The sequence below is a fragment of the Pseudomonas gorinensis genome (genome assembly GCF_042015035.1).
In the GTDB taxonomy this organism is placed as follows: Bacteria; Pseudomonadota; Gammaproteobacteria; order Pseudomonadales; family Pseudomonadaceae; genus Aquipseudomonas; species Aquipseudomonas gorinensis.
Genome location: NZ_CP167125.1, coordinates 3,793,657 through 3,807,678 on the forward strand (window position 1 = coordinate 3,793,657; position 14,022 = coordinate 3,807,678).

The 14,022-nt window shown below is 60.7% G+C and carries 15 protein-coding genes; 5 read left to right on the plus strand and 10 right to left on the minus strand.

From position 1 onward, the window contains the following. Positions 1–83 precede the first annotated feature (83 nt). The 4 genes from AB7933_RS17325 to AB7933_RS17340 are packed head-to-tail and all read right to left on the minus strand — an operon-like array spanning position 84 to position 3,892. On the minus strand, positions 84–932 hold the full coding sequence (locus tag AB7933_RS17325) for an alpha/beta fold hydrolase (RefSeq protein ID WP_024075442.1): 849 nt from the start codon (positions 930–932) through the stop codon (positions 84–86). 12 nt (positions 933–944) lie between these two features. Then, entirely contained in the window at positions 945–2,237 is a 1,293-nt protein-coding gene (locus AB7933_RS17330; protein ID WP_024075443.1) for an NAD(P)/FAD-dependent oxidoreductase, read from the minus strand. Between the two features lie 57 nt (positions 2,238–2,294). Next, complete coding sequence (locus AB7933_RS17335) at positions 2,295–2,717, minus strand: RidA family protein (RefSeq protein ID WP_024075444.1); 423 nt, start codon at positions 2,715–2,717, stop codon at positions 2,295–2,297. A 35-nt stretch (positions 2,718–2,752) separates the two neighbouring features. Then, a complete protein-coding gene (locus tag AB7933_RS17340; RefSeq protein WP_024075445.1) occupies positions 2,753–3,892 on the minus strand; it encodes a tyramine oxidase subunit B in 1,140 nt (379 codons plus the stop codon). A gap of 186 nt (positions 3,893–4,078) precedes the next feature. Between AB7933_RS17340 and AB7933_RS17345 the strand changes: the two genes are divergently transcribed. The 5 genes from AB7933_RS17345 (at position 4,079) to AB7933_RS17365 (ending at position 8,418) form a co-directional block, all read left to right on the plus strand. After that, complete coding sequence (locus AB7933_RS17345; protein ID WP_024075446.1) at positions 4,079–4,906, plus strand: helix-turn-helix domain-containing protein; 828 nt, start codon at positions 4,079–4,081, stop codon at positions 4,904–4,906. Positions 4,907–5,052: 146 nt separating this feature from the next. Next, on the plus strand, positions 5,053–5,799 hold the full coding sequence (locus AB7933_RS17350; RefSeq protein WP_024075447.1) for a response regulator: 747 nt from the start codon (positions 5,053–5,055) through the stop codon (positions 5,797–5,799). Beyond that, entirely contained in the window at positions 5,796–6,872 is a 1,077-nt protein-coding gene (locus tag AB7933_RS17355; RefSeq protein WP_024075448.1) for an ATP-binding protein, read from the plus strand. The genes AB7933_RS17350 and AB7933_RS17355 overlap by 4 nt, the downstream gene beginning before the upstream one ends. Positions 6,873–7,126: 254 nt before the next feature. Beyond that, the gene (locus AB7933_RS17360; RefSeq protein ID WP_024075450.1) at positions 7,127–7,525 is read left to right on the plus strand and encodes a hypothetical protein; all 399 of its coding nucleotides are present in this window, start codon (positions 7,127–7,129) and stop codon (positions 7,523–7,525) included. Then, on the plus strand, positions 7,498–8,418 hold the full coding sequence (locus AB7933_RS17365) for an ABC transporter six-transmembrane domain-containing protein (protein ID WP_024075451.1): 921 nt from the start codon (positions 7,498–7,500) through the stop codon (positions 8,416–8,418). Before AB7933_RS17360 ends, AB7933_RS17365 begins: the two co-directional genes overlap by 28 nt. Before the next feature lie 12 nt (positions 8,419–8,430). Here the strand turns inward: AB7933_RS17365 and AB7933_RS17370 are convergent, their stop codons facing one another. The 6 genes from AB7933_RS17370 to AB7933_RS17395 form a co-directional block, all read right to left on the minus strand. Further along, a complete protein-coding gene (locus tag AB7933_RS17370; protein ID WP_024075452.1) occupies positions 8,431–9,372 on the minus strand; it encodes a helix-turn-helix domain-containing protein in 942 nt (313 codons plus the stop codon). A gap of 77 nt (positions 9,373–9,449) precedes the next feature. Further along, the gene (locus AB7933_RS17375) at positions 9,450–10,229 is read right to left on the minus strand and encodes a 2-keto-4-pentenoate hydratase (RefSeq protein WP_024075453.1); all 780 of its coding nucleotides are present in this window, start codon (positions 10,227–10,229) and stop codon (positions 9,450–9,452) included. Further along, positions 10,226–11,833 carry a bifunctional 3-(3-hydroxy-phenyl)propionate/3-hydroxycinnamic acid hydroxylase gene (locus AB7933_RS17380; protein ID WP_024075454.1) on the minus strand — a complete coding sequence of 536 codons (1,608 nt, stop codon included), beginning with the start codon at positions 11,831–11,833 and terminating at the stop codon, positions 10,226–10,228. Before AB7933_RS17380 ends, AB7933_RS17375 begins: the two co-directional genes overlap by 4 nt. A 61-nt stretch (positions 11,834–11,894) precedes the next feature. Continuing rightward, entirely contained in the window at positions 11,895–12,497 is a 603-nt protein-coding gene (locus AB7933_RS17385) for an amino acid synthesis family protein (RefSeq protein ID WP_024075455.1), read from the minus strand. Positions 12,498–12,511: 14 nt separating this feature from the next. Then, on the minus strand, positions 12,512–12,970 hold the full coding sequence (locus AB7933_RS17390; protein ID WP_024075456.1) for a VOC family protein: 459 nt from the start codon (positions 12,968–12,970) through the stop codon (positions 12,512–12,514). Between the two features lie 11 nt (positions 12,971–12,981). After that, positions 12,982–14,022: a WD40/YVTN/BNR-like repeat-containing protein gene (locus AB7933_RS17395; RefSeq protein WP_041160939.1), complete on the minus strand. Its 1,041-nt coding sequence runs from the start codon at positions 14,020–14,022 to the stop codon at positions 12,982–12,984.

Sequence of the window (14,022 nt, forward strand, 5' to 3'; positions counted from 1 at the left end):
AGCACGCCTCCCGGGGGAAGTTTCATCTACCACGCAAACCAAACCGATCCACACAGGTACGTTCAGTGTGTCAGCCAAACCGCTCACTGACCTGCATGCACCAGGCCGCTCAAAAAGCCGGCGACCAAACGATTGAACACTTCGCCTTGATCATCATGAACATAGTGACTGGCATCCGCCACTTCCACGGCTTGGACGTGCGGGTTGCTGGCGCACATGGCCTGCAGCATCACAGGGGGTAGAAAGTCCGAGCGGCCACCGCGAATGAACAGGCTTGGGCAATCCAATGAGCGCACCGCCGGCCACAAATCAGTGGGTTCGATACTCAGTCGTGCCTCGGCAATCCCTTGCTGATCATGGCGCCAGCCAATCACTCCGTCGCGCTCCTGCATCGAATGCGCCAGCCTTGATTCCACGCCCTCCTCCGACAAACCTGGACGTGAGGCCTTCCAGAATGCACGGGCCGCGTCCCAGCTTTCGAACTGCAATGGCGTCTGGGCCATCTCGCGACGAATACGCGCAGCGCCATCGCCTTGGGTTGAAGATCCGGGGCCGATATCCTCGATCAGCAAGCCCATCAAGCGTCCCAGGTGTTGCCGCGCATACTCGAGGGCGTTGGCGCCGCCCAATGAGTGGCCCAGCAATACAAAACGCTGTAGGCCAACATGCTCGATCAAATCCTCCAGATCCTCGACATACGATTGAGTGTGGTAACTGGCGGGTTCGGCCCAGTCGCTCAGCCCCCGGCCGCGCTGGTCCAGGGCATAGACGCAGTAGCCCTCCCCCAGGGCCTGTACCAGCGACTCCCAGGTCTGTGCATAGGCTCGCAAGCCGTGCAATAGCACCAGGGGCACGCCTGTCGAGGCGCCCCAGCGCAAATAATGCAGGCGCAAGCCCGAACGATTGGTGAAGAAACAGCTCTCAGCAGGCATGGCCTTGCTCCTTTAGAAACGGTCGAAGCGATAAGGGCTCGGGTCAATGATCGGCGTATGCCCACTGACCAGGTCCGCCGCGAGATGGCCCGCCGCAGGCGACGTACCGAACCCGTGCCCCGAGAAGCCGGTGGCCACGGTCAAGCCTGGGATCTGCGCTACCGGTCCGATCACCGGATTGGAATCGGGTGTCACGTCGATAGTGCCCGCCCAGGCATGCGCGATCCGGGCCTGTTCGAACACCGGCCAGGCGGCAATCAGATTGTTCAGCGCGTCGTTATTGAGCTGCGGATTGGCGGCCGGATCCTGCACCCTGATGCGCTCGAACGGGCTGACACTGTCGGCGTGCCAACGACGTGCCAGCATCAGGTCGTTAATAAACGGCTTGCCCAACGACACATTCAGCACGCTGCGTTGCGCACGAAACTGCGGCATATATTGCTTGGCAAGCAACAGGTGGTCGAGGGTCAGGAAAGCATCCAACTTGCCGCGCTGGGTAATGATGAAACCGCCGTCCTTGTGCTTGCGAAACGAAAAATCCGGGGCGCCGACGGCAATCTGCGTCGGCCCTTCCATCGGTTGGGTACGCAGCACAGAGCAGGTCAAGGGCAAGGTCGGCAACGACACCCCCAGATTGCCCAGAAAGCGACGGGACCACATGCCGCCTGCGAGCAATACGTGATCACAGCGAATTTCACCTTTTTCCGTGACCACGCCACTGACCGCACCTGCGGACATCTGCAGCGTACGCACCGCGCACTGCTCGATGATCACTACGCCCATGGCCATGGCGGCGTTGGCGATGGCGCTGCTGGCCAGCGTCGGTTCCGCACGTGCATCGGAGGGTGTAAAAATACCGCCGGCCCAGTCACCCACGCCGCCCGGCACCAGCGCATCAATCTCACGCTTGCTGAGCAACCGCGAATCCAGCGACAAATGCTCTACCGACTTGAGCCAGCTCTCATGCATTGCCATTTGCGCCGGGGTACGGCCTAAAAACATGATGCCTTCCTGGCGATACCCCACATCCGCCCCTACCCGCTCAGGCATCTGCGCCCACAAGCGGTCAGCGGCCAGGGCCAGCGGTATGTCGGCCGCGTGACGGCTGGTTTTGCGCACCCATCCCAAGTTACGAGATGACTGCTCGGCGGCGATCCGGCCTTTTTCCAGGACCACCACCGCGATATTGCGCTCAGCCAAGGCGAGCGCAGCCGTCAGGCCGATGATCCCGCCGCCAATGATGACGACGGACGTCGCGCTGGGAAACACGGTGGAGGTTGTGACGGGCGCTATTATCGGTGCCATGGTCAAGACTCGGTTAGCGAATTAGGGAAGCCACGCATGCACATCGCCACGTGATGATTATTGCGACAGGCGAATGACGTCGACCTGCGCCTTCGAGGCGTTGCGATACGCAGTCACTTCCAGCTCAACCTTGTAGACCGTCGAGCCCAGTGGCGGGCAGGTAACGGTGCTGGCCGGATCGACACCGCGAAACTTTTCGCCGATCAACCCCATCACGGCCGGCACGTCCTTGGGGTCCTGGATAAACACCCGCGAACACACCACATCGGCCAGGCTCGCATCGACTGCCTTCAGGGCTGACTCGATGTTGGCAAACACCTGGAGAGTCTGCTCCAGGACATCTTCGGGAATCAGCTTGGTCTGCGGGTTACGGCCCGCGGTGTTGGAAACGTAGATCCAGTTGTCCACGGCGACCAGGCGCGAATAGCTGGCCTGGTCTTCGAATGGGGAACCGGTCTTGAGCTTGGTGATTTTTGTCATGTCGGATATCTCGTCAAATGGGATGAAGATGAGGCTTAGCGCAGTACCGGGGTTTCCCACAGGTTCAACGTCACGCCGATGCCTTTTTCGATGGCGTTGCGATACACGACCGTGCCCCAGGCCACGTCTTCGACGGGCATGCCGCCCACCGACATGATGATGATTTCTTCATCGTTTTTGCGGCCTGGTGCGGCCCCGGCGATGATCTTGCCGATGTCCTCGACTTCATCGAGTTGCATCTTGCCCTCGGCAATCATGTCCATGAAGCGCACGCCAATCACCGGCACGTTGTGATGCGCAGGCTTGGGTAACTCTTCGAACCAGGCCTGGTACAGACCGGTGTTGTCCAGCACCTTGCGCACGTCGGGTTCTTCCATGCCTGCGTCCAGCGAGCAGGCCGCCGGCATCGCGAGGAACGCACCTGGCTTGACCCATTCGCGCCGCACAATTGGGTAGGTCGACGGGTCACCCGTTTCCCCGGAGCTACAATAAGTAACAAGGTCCGAGTCGCGGACCACCGCTTCAAGGGTATCGACCACGGTAATCGTGGTGATCTGCGGATAAGTTTCTTTGACCCACGCGATAAAGTTGTCGAGGCTCTTCTGGCCACGCCCCTTGATCTTCAGGGTGTCGATATGCGGGCATACCGCGATGAATGCCGCCAGCGTGGTCTTGCCCATGACACCCGGGCCAAGCAGCCCGACGACTTTCGAGTCCTTGCGTGCCAGGTGGCGTGCGCCCACGCCAGGAATCGCACCGGTGCGGTATGCGGACAACAGGTTGGCCGACATGTGCGCCAACGGCGCGCCAGTGTCGGGATCATTGAGCGTGAACATCAGGATGGAACGCGGCAGGCCTTTTTCGCGGTTGGCGATATTGGAGCCGTACCATTTCACGCCGGCAGTGCAGAAGCTGCCGCCCAGGTAGGCCGGCATCGCCATCATGCGCCGGTCAGCCGTGGGCTTGGGCATGTTCGGGAACGGCGAATCCTGCGGGAAAATCACCATCGCACCATGGGAATCATTGTTCGGGCCGGCCATGCGGTAGTCACCGGCATACAGCAAGCCGAACATCTCCTCCATGGTATTCACGCAGGCCAGCATGTCGGTCACTCCCGCGCGGATCATGTCCTGCTCGGAGAGGTAGATAAAGTCGATTTTTGTAGTTGTAGACATAGTTATTCTCGGACTGAAGGTGATATCACTGCGGTAGGCGCAGCTCCACGCTGTCGAGATCGAGTATCAGGCGGGAGATGTTGGCGGTATTGTAAATTTCGGACATGCCGCTCAGTCTGGTAGGACGATAGTTGGCGCGATAAATGCGTTAAACTTCCCGTAGCGCTGCCTTCCCAAGGTGCAACCATGATCAAACAGAACGTGCCGACTCCCCGGCACCACACCGCGAACGAACAGCCTTGGTTCGTGCTCAACTCTTCACGCTATTCGGTGATGCCTTGCGCACATCCGGCGATTTCGCACTTCTATGCCTTCGATGTGGCGCAATCGGCCAACCTGCTGGCCGTCCCGGACGGCTGCGTAGATATCTTGTTCGACTGTGATGCGACGCGCCCTACCGCGCGGATCTGTGGCACGCCGTTGGTTGCCCAGGCGGTCGAGTTGCACCAGCACCACCATTACTTCGGCGTACGCTTCTCACCGGGCGTTATTCCGGGCTTCGTCAATGTGCTCGCAGAAGAGTTGACCGAACGCGAACTGGACCTGCTGGAGGTCTCCGAGTTCGCCCAACGCATCTTCGAAAGCATCGTCCAGACACCGCTGCTGGGCGATCAGATGCGACTGTTCAACGACTACCTGACCCCACGCCTGATGGGCAAGACCTCGAAACTCACCGCCATGATCATCCAGCAGGCGATGCGCCATCGCGGCGATATTCGCGTCCAGCAACTCGAAGACCTCAGCGGCTACACCAGCCGCACCTTGCACCGCCAGTTCAACCAGGACACCGGTATGTCACCCAAGACGTTTTGCCGGATCATCCGCTGCCAGGCGGCCCTGGACACCCTCAATACCCAGCACGATGTGTCGTTTTCGCAGTTGGCCCTCGACCTGGGCTTTTCCGATCAATCTCACTTCCTGCGCGACTTCAAGAAACTGGTCAGCACCACCCCCTGCGACTACCAGCGCAAGATGACGCAAAACGCCTACAGCGACAGGATCAGCTACGCCTGATCAGGCTGTTGGCAAATAAACCCGCGTCTCCATCGTTTCTCCATAAAACCTCCCATAAAAGCGCATGCTCGTGGTGCACAGTAGCCTTCGTCGTTACAGGGTAATTCGCCATACTGTAATGACCGAACAGCACGACCGAGCCAACCATGACTGAATCGCACCTTGAATCGACGCCAACGGACTTCGCGGATAAACGCCAGGCGTTGATATTGATCGCTGAAGACGAGCCCGAAATCGCCGACATCCTGACGGCCTATCTCAAGCGCAGTGGCTTCCAGATCGCCCATGCCCTGGATGGGCGCCGTGCCCTTGAACTGCATCAATCGCTCAAGCCCGACCTGGTGTTGCTGGACGTGCTGATGCCGAAACTGGACGGTTGGATGGTACTGGCCGAGATCCGCCACCGGGGTACCACGCCGGTGATCATGCTGACCGCCCAGGACCAGGACGTGGATAAGTTGATGGGGCTGCGTATCGGTGCCGACGACTACATTGTCAAGCCGTTCAACCCCGCCGAAGTCGTCGCCAGGACCCAGGCAGTGCTGCGTCGTTCGCTCGATCATGGCTACGGTGCGCGCCAGAGTGTGCTGCGGGTAAATGCCTTTGAAATCGATATCGACAGCCATGAAGTCAATGTGCAGATCGGGGCACATAAGCATTCGCTCAACCTGACCGTGACGGAGTTCAGGCTATTGGCACAGCTGGCCAAGGCGCCCAAGCGCGTCTTCAGTCGCGCTGAATTGCTGGCCCTGTGTTCGCCCGAGAGCGACAGCCTGGAGCGTACGGTGGACAGCCATATCAGCAAGTTGCGGCGCAAAATCGAAGACCTGGGTCTACAGGGCGTACCGACCAGTATCCGTGGGGTCGGCTACCGGTTCGGGAACAACCCATGAAGATCGCCAACAGCTTGAGCCGACAGATCATCTTGTCGATGTCTACCGTGGTGCTCTGCGTGATCGCACTGTCGGTGGTCGGTTCCTACGTGTTTTACGCGCTGCTCTGGATGTTCTGGCCGCCGTCGGATCTGGACATGGACGAATGGCTGCCCTCCGGCATGGAGTGGGCATGGATGGCACTGATCACCTGCATCAGCCTGGCGGTGGGGGCCGTGGTGGCGATCAAACTGTCCCGACGCATTCTGATGCCCTTGAACTCGGTCGCGGCCAGCCTGCGCCGCCTTGCCGACGGTGACCTCGATGCCCGGGCGACGGCCTCCGACCGCTCATTGGCTGAGGCCTCCCTGTTAGTGGATGACTTCAACAGTATGGCTAAACGCTTGAAACGCATGGCGGAAGAACAGTCTTTCTGGAACGCCGCGATTGCGCATGAACTGCGCACCCCGCTGACCATCCTGCGTGGCCGCTTGCAAGGGTTGGCAGAAGGCGTGTTCACGCCGGACCAGGCGCAGTTCTACAGCCTGCTGAACCAGGTGGAAGGCCTGACGCGCCTGATCGAAGACCTGCGGGTCGTGGGCCTGGCGGACAACGGCTACCTCGAAATCCAGATCCAAAGTGCCAACCTGGCCGAGGAAATCGAGGCAGACGCCCGCCTGTTTGAACCAGGCCTTCTTGCCGCCGGGTTCGTGCTGCATCTGGACCTGCTCGAACGGCCCATCCAGTGTGATCCGGCCAGGATCCGCCAAGCGTTGCTGGCCATGCTGGACAACCTGAAACGGCATGCAACCCCAGGCAATGTCACGGTGCGCCTGAGCAGCCAGGATGGCCTGAATGCCCTGAGTGTCGAGGACGAAGGCCCAGGGATTGAAGAAGCGTTTGCAGCGCACATCTTTGAGCCGTTCCAGCGCGGGGAAAGCTCGCGATCCCGCGCCCAGGGTGGCAGCGGCCTGGGGCTCGCCGTCGTGCGCGCAATTGCCCTCTCCCATGGGGGCAGCGTGACCTGCCGGAACCTGGACAACGGCGGCACCTTATTCGAACTGAGCTGGCCCGACCAACTGGTCGCCATCTAAACCCCAACCGTCCCGGGTGACGACATGCGCTTGTCTATTTTTAGAGTCAATAGCGTTCAGCAGTACCGCCACTTTGCCTTACTCGACACACAGGGACGCTGTATCGCTTTCAAGAGCTGCGAAGGGACTCCACAGAACGGCGAATGGGTGCAAGTCAACGAAGTCAACCTGGCCTGGTTGTACAAGGCGCTGCCTGCGCACGCCTTGGCCAGGTCAAACACCCGCACTTTGTAGTTCAGCCTGGGATTGCATGTATGTCTACTAACTATCGCGATCGAAACTTGATTGACGTGACCCTGCTTGAAGACTCCGTACGGCTCTATAGCGCGAAGCTCAGGAGGCTGCAACGTTTCTGGATTCCCTTGCAGAAACAGGCGCCCCGGCTGGTGCTGTCACTGTGGATCCTCGGTGTTATCGCCTCGCTGGTCAGCCAGTCCTATTACCACTGGCTGTTTACCGCGCCTGCCATTTGCCTGTTGATCATCCTGGAAATCGTTATCGAAGAAGTGCAGATCGACTTGTTACTGATGACCGAGGAGACACGTTATCTGCTCGACGTCACCCACGGTCTGTATGCCGGAACCCTGAGTTCCCACCCCCGTACTTTGCACAAACCAGGTGGCCCATGCCCTCCGTCACACCTCCACTACTGATTGAGCACAGCCGCAAGCTCGGTCAACAGTCCGCCAGCCAGACGCTCAAGGCGATCGCCAAGGCCTATCCCGGTAAGTTGTTTTGTACCCTGTCGCTGGTGGCGTTGGAAAACGCGCTGCTGCTGGCCTACCCGTTGTTTGCTGGGTTTGCCGTAGACGCCATGCTCCGTGGCGACGCCGGCAACGCCTTGTTCTATGCCGCCGTGGTATTGGGCTTCTGGGTAGTGGGCGCGGCCCGACGCGCCCTCGACACCCGCACCTTTACGCGTATCTACGCTGACCTTGCGGTACCGGTGATTCTTAACCAGCGCCTGCAACGTCATAGCACCTCGAAGGCCGCCGCACGGGTGGTATTGGCACGGGAATTCGTCGATTTTTTCGAAAAACACGTGCCCACGATTGCCACGGCGCTGGTCTCGATCATCGGCGCGGCCGCGATGTTGCTGGTGATTGAGCCTTGGGTCGGCCTGGCGTGCCTGGTGGCGCTGGGGCTGTGTCTCGCGGTGGTGCCAGGCTTTGCGCGGCGCAACCAGCGCTTGCATGAGCGCTTGAACAACCGCCTGGAAAAGGAAATCAGCCTGGTGGAAAAGGTCGGTGCCCACACCTTGCGCCGTCACTATCAGGTGCTGTCACGGCTGCGTATCTGGCTGTCGGACCGTGAGGCCATCGCCTTCCTCACCATCGGTATCCTCGCGGCCTTGCTGTTTGTGGTCGCCATCAGCCAACTGGCACTGGCGCCTGCGGTGAAGGCCGGGCATATCTATTCGGTGATGACTTACCTGTGGACGTTCGTCAGTTGCCTGGATGAAGCCCCCAGCGTGGTCGACCAATTGGCTCGGCTCAAGGACATCGGCAAACGCGTGGATCCGGGGTTGGATGAGGCGTCTACCTGATCCTTCGTCTGTTCAGACGATCGCCCGCTGGGTTTCCGACGGTGACTGGCCAAACAGTGCGCGGTAATGCGCGGCAAAGTGGCTCAGGTGGAAAAAGCCCATCGTCACCGCTACATCGCCGACGTTTTGGCTGCAGGCCGGCGTAGCGATCAGGCGTCGACGCACCGCATTCAGGCGCAGGTTTCGCAGGTACTCAACCGGGCGCATGCCGGTCACCGCCTGGAAACTGTTCTGCAGGGTCCGCCGGCTCACCCGCAGCTGTTCGCACAGGTCGAGAATGCTCAATGGCGTATCGCCGCTGGCATCGATCAACTCCTGACTACGCTTGACCAGGTAGGCACTCACGGCGAAATTGCCGCGCCGGCAACGCACCTCATCGGTGGCGTTGCTGAACAGGTCCAGGAAGGCGCCAAGCAGTTCGTCTTCGAGCATCTTTTCGGCGCTCGTGCTGATAGCCTCCGTCTGTTGCAATAGGTGACGAAACAGTGGGTAGATACGCCGCCGTATCCGCAGCAGTAACGCATCGTCCACGCAAATCTGAGAACGGGTGGTTATGCGTTTGAGCTGGTCACTGGACAACTCGAAGGCCGCCAGTTTGGCAAAGCGTACGGTGTCGACGTTAAGCGCGAAGAAATCTGTGCCTTCGGGCGCATGCAACACAAACTCCTCGCCGTCACGCAACAGCACCACGTTGTGCGCCCCCACCTGCTGCCCCTGTACGACCGGCGCACTGCCCAGCGACATGGCCACGCACAGTCGCCCTGTGGGGGCAAAACCGCGCTGCACCACGCGTTTGTCCAGCACTTCCTGGAAGATCTGAAAGCGCTCGGCCGACAACTGGCGCAGCCCGCTCGTCAGGCAACCACGCCCCAGTTGGTCATACACTTGCCGCCAGCCCTGAATGGAGCCGGCATGCAGTTGAGGGTCATTGAAGGTTCGAACTTCAGCAAGCATGGTCGTCGTTCCTCGGGGGCCCCGTTGTCGTCATTGGCCTGAAGGGGACTGAAGTCATCCTTGACGGCAGCGATGGTTCACACCGCGGTTTTGTCCGTGGTGAAAAGCAAAGCCAGTTCCGTGCCAAACATATGCAGGCGGTACGTGGCAGGCTGGATATCCATCGGCGCCAGCAACGCACCGGACAGCACCACCTGCCCGGCCTCCACCGGCTGACGGTCGGCCAGCAGGCGGCGAATCAGCCAGCAAAGGTTGGTCAGCGGCGGGTCCTCGCGGCCCTCGGTATCGCCTTCGCCACAGAGCGCGCCGGTACATTCGAGGCGGTACGCCACATTGGCGTGCTTGACAGGGTCGAACGCGATTCTGGGGCCCAGGCAATAAAGGCCCGCCGCCGCGTTATCGGCGAGAAAGGCCCCCACCCCGAACGTCCAACCCTGCCAACGGCAGTCGGCAATCTCGAACGCCGGTGCCACCTCGGCAATCGCGTCCAGGATCTCCTCATCGCTGTACTCGCCCGGCGCCAGGCTGCGCCCCAACACAATCGCCACCTCGATCTCCAGCTTGGGCTGGATCAACCGCGACAGCGCCACCGCTGTGTTCGGCTGTACGCACATCTGGTCGGTCAGGCCGCCATACACCGGTTCGTCAATGCCGAAGCGCCGTTGCGCGGCGCTGCCGGCGAAGGCGATCTTCCAACCGCTCAGTTGTTCGCCCAAGGCCTGGCGCAAAGCCAGCCCCTGGCGTTGCAGCGCGTACCCGGCGTTCAGGTCCAGCGCCTCCGGGGGGAGCGGCGCAATGGCTTGCACCCTGCGCATGGCCTGGTCCAACTGGCTCAATACGCGATGATCGGCAGTCATGACAGCTGCTCCGCTAACTTGCGCAACACCGATTCAAGCCGCTCAGGCGTGGTAATGGCGGCGACAAACCGATCCGGACGCACCACAACGACGCAATCGCGCACCCTCGAGAACCATTCGCCGAGGCGGTTATCCACGTCCTCCACGCTGATGGCATCCGTGGCCGTCAATGGCTGGTTGCGCCCCATACCACTGCGCGAACGGTTGACCTGGATAAAGCGCGTGTCCCAGCGTGCCCAGAACGTGGCCATTTCTTCGCTCAGTTGCGCGCGCGGATTGACCCGATAACCCAGCACCGCATAGGAATTGCCAAGCACATCATCAAGACGCCGACGCTGCCCCTGGGCATCTTCGATATACGGCTGCACAAACAGCTGGCCGACCAGGTCGTCTTCGCGCAGTTCGGCACGTTCGTGATAGACCAACCCTTTGGTGATGGTGGCCTTGGGTTTGAACTTGAACTCCAACAGGTGCGAGCGCAGGTTATCTACGCTGTTCACCGCCTGGAACAACCAGTCACGCACGCCGGCCATCAACGGGTTGGTCAGCCCCAGTACCGTGCCCATATTGTCGGCCAGGGCGACCAGTTCGGTGGCGTGCCCACGACGTTCCTGGTCATAGGTGGCGAGGATCCCATGGGCAGCGCGCCCGTGGATGATCGCCGCCAGTTTCCAGGCCACGTTGGCCACGTCACGCAGCCCGGAATTGAGGCCCTGCCCGGCCCACGGTGGCGAAATATGTGCGGCATCGCCCACCAGCGCCACGCGCCCTTGGACGAACCGCGCCGCCACGCGGGAATGGTGGGTGTAGGCGCGGATACGGATGATGTTCAACGTGTCCACCGCGTCGCCGATATGCCCACGAATCAGATCGCGGATGGTGCTCTCTTCGCACATCTTCGCCTCGTCTTCGCCCTCCATCAGCATGAACTCCCAGCGCCGCTGCTGGTACGGCAGATAGATGCATACGAATGGCCGCTGCGGGTCAGCGTGCAGCGCGGTATAAGGCGCATCCAAGGTGTCATTGGCGGTGTCGACCACTACCCATTTTCGCGCATGGGTCAGACCGATCAGTTCAACACCGAGCTTTTTGCGTACGGTGGAGCGCCCGCCATCGGCGCCGATCACGTAATCGGCGCGCAGTTGGTAGACCTCGCCCTGGGCATCGCGCACCTGCAAGGTCACGCCCTCCCCATCCTGCTCCAGCTCGAGCATTTCATGGCCTTGGCGCAACACCACACTGCTGCGCTGCCCGAGCGTTTCGCGCAGCGTGCCTTCGAGCAACTGCTGCATGAAGATGTTGCGCATCGGCCAGCCGTAATGGGCGGTACTCGGCTTGACCTCGGCAAAACACACGCCGCGTGCGTTGTAATAGCGCAGCGGCACATCGCAGATCATGTCGCGCACCGCCAGTTCAGCGATGCCGATTGCCTGGAGAACGCGCAGCGCTTCATCATCCATGCCCACCGCGCGGGGGTAAGGCAATATGCAGTCGGCAAGCTCAAGGACGACGCAGTCGACACCGTACATTCCCATATAGTGCGCGGCCGTAATGCCGTTGGGGCCACCGCCCACGATGACAACTTGGGTCTTCTCCTGCTTCATCGCTATTCACCGCTTTTTTTGTTGTGGTTTGAGTCCAGCACCGCTTGATCCTGCGCGCTTATCAGTGCAGACCGTCAAGGCCTTTTACGTCTTCGGCTTTCAGCCCGCCCAAGCGTGCATGCAGGCGTCCGCGCGTGGCGAAGGCCCAGATCACGACGATCTCATCCGGCGAAGGACCGTCGCCGAAGGTCAGCGAGAAACTGTCGTAGTGCGAGCGCACGTACAACGCGTCCTTGTGCGCCAACGGCACGTCGATGGTCGAACCTGGGCCACCACGCTTGCCGGTGGACGGCACCCACGATTTGCCGCCGCCCAGCGCGACGCGAATCGGATCGGCGGCCGGGTTGGTCAGGAACGCATTACCGTGCTCGTACTCGCCTGCGCTGCCCACCAGGATAGCCTTGCCATAGCTTTGAATCTGGCGCGAACCGGCCAGTGCCTGGATGCGCCGGCCAAACTCTTGACCCAACAGCGGCGACGGCTCGATCAATTGCGACAGGTCTTCACTGTAGCGGCCGGCATATGGGTTGGCGATCACAGCAGCGACGGCGTATTTGAACACCGGCTCGCCATCGGCCAACTGCCCGGTTTCATTGGCCAGGGTCTCTTCAACGAAGCTGTACCATTTGCGGATGTGATAGCTGGCGAAATTTGCGGTTTTCATCAGTGTGCCTCTATTCAAAGGGGTTCGAGTGGATCAAGCGTGATGTTGCGACTCGGCGCACCGGCGGCCTTGAAGCGGGCCTTGCCACACGCATCGTCATGCTCGGTTTCAAGAAAGAATTCCATGCGATTGCAATCGGGGTCGTTGAAATACAGGCCGTTGCCGATTTCGTGATCGGTGATCTTCACCACCTCGACGCCCTTGCTCAGCAACATCCCGTACAGCTGACGCAAGGTTGTCATGTCCCCGGCGATTTCCAGGCCGTAGTGTTGCAACCCGAGCCCACCTTGATGGGCACCCGGTTCGGCACGAATCAAGGCGATGTCGTGGTGCTTGCCCCCAAATGCCATCATGACCCAGCTCTCGCCTCGGGCACTTTCGTGCATGCCCAGGATGTCGGCGTACCAGCGTGCCGATACGTCAGGGTCACTGACCCAGAGCGATAAGTGAGTACGCAGGATCTCGACCTTCATGGCGGTATTCCTCAGTGTTTTTTGACGATGGATTGGTGCCCGGACTTGATCTGCGCAACCGCAGGCGTCCAGAGCACATCAGCGATCTCGCTGAATTCCCGCCAATGCTTCTGCCAGCCGTCACCGCCGTTGTCGGAGGTGAACAAATGCCCGTACTTGGTGCCCGCCACGATCTGGCGCGGGTTGGCCGGGTTGAAGGCAATCGCCCAGACGCAGGAGTTGGGCTGCTGTGGCAGCGGCAGCACGGTCCAACTGAGCGCGGCATCACGGGAGACCAGAATCTTGCTGGTGGTGCCCGGCGTACCGTCGGAAATACTCAGGTACAGCTCGTTCTGTGTGCCCAACGGCGCGTTCATGGCGCGTATGTAGTACAGGCCGAAGGCTTCCCGGCCGATAATGCCGGTCCAGGTCAGTCCTTCATCCAGGCTGCGATAAACCGCATTGACACAGACCACCACGATGACTTTCTCGCCGTGGTTGGGCAGTACCAGGATGTTGTGGATGTCCGAGTTGTAGTCCCACAGCAGCCGGTCGTCGATGCGTGCCCAACTGTCACCGCCGTCGCGGGAATGAAACAACCCGCCCTCCTCCAGGCCGAACCACACCTGGTTGCGGTCGGTGGGGTCATAGGCGAAGGCCAGCAGGCGTGGACGGCTGACGCCGTCGCAGAACTCGGGAATCTCCACCGGGGCGCGATCCCAGCTGGTGCCGCCGTCCAGGGTGCGCCAGAGCACAGCGCGCGAAGGTGCACCCGTGCCGACGAAAATCCGCTGTGCATCCTGGGGATCCACCGCCACCTTCCAGACGGTCTCGCCGTTGAACGGTGAGTCGACCTGCTGCCAGTGCCCGCCGGTGTCATGGCTGACGCACAAACCGATATCGGTGCCGGCATAGATCACTTCCGGCGCGTCGGGGTGCATGCTCAACGAACGGGTGATCGCGTCAAACTCCAGGTCCTGCCCCAGGCCCAGGCGATGCCAGCTCTTGCCGTCGTCGGCACTGCGGATCACCGCTTGGCCGACGGTGGCGACTAAAAGGGTTCCGTTACTCAT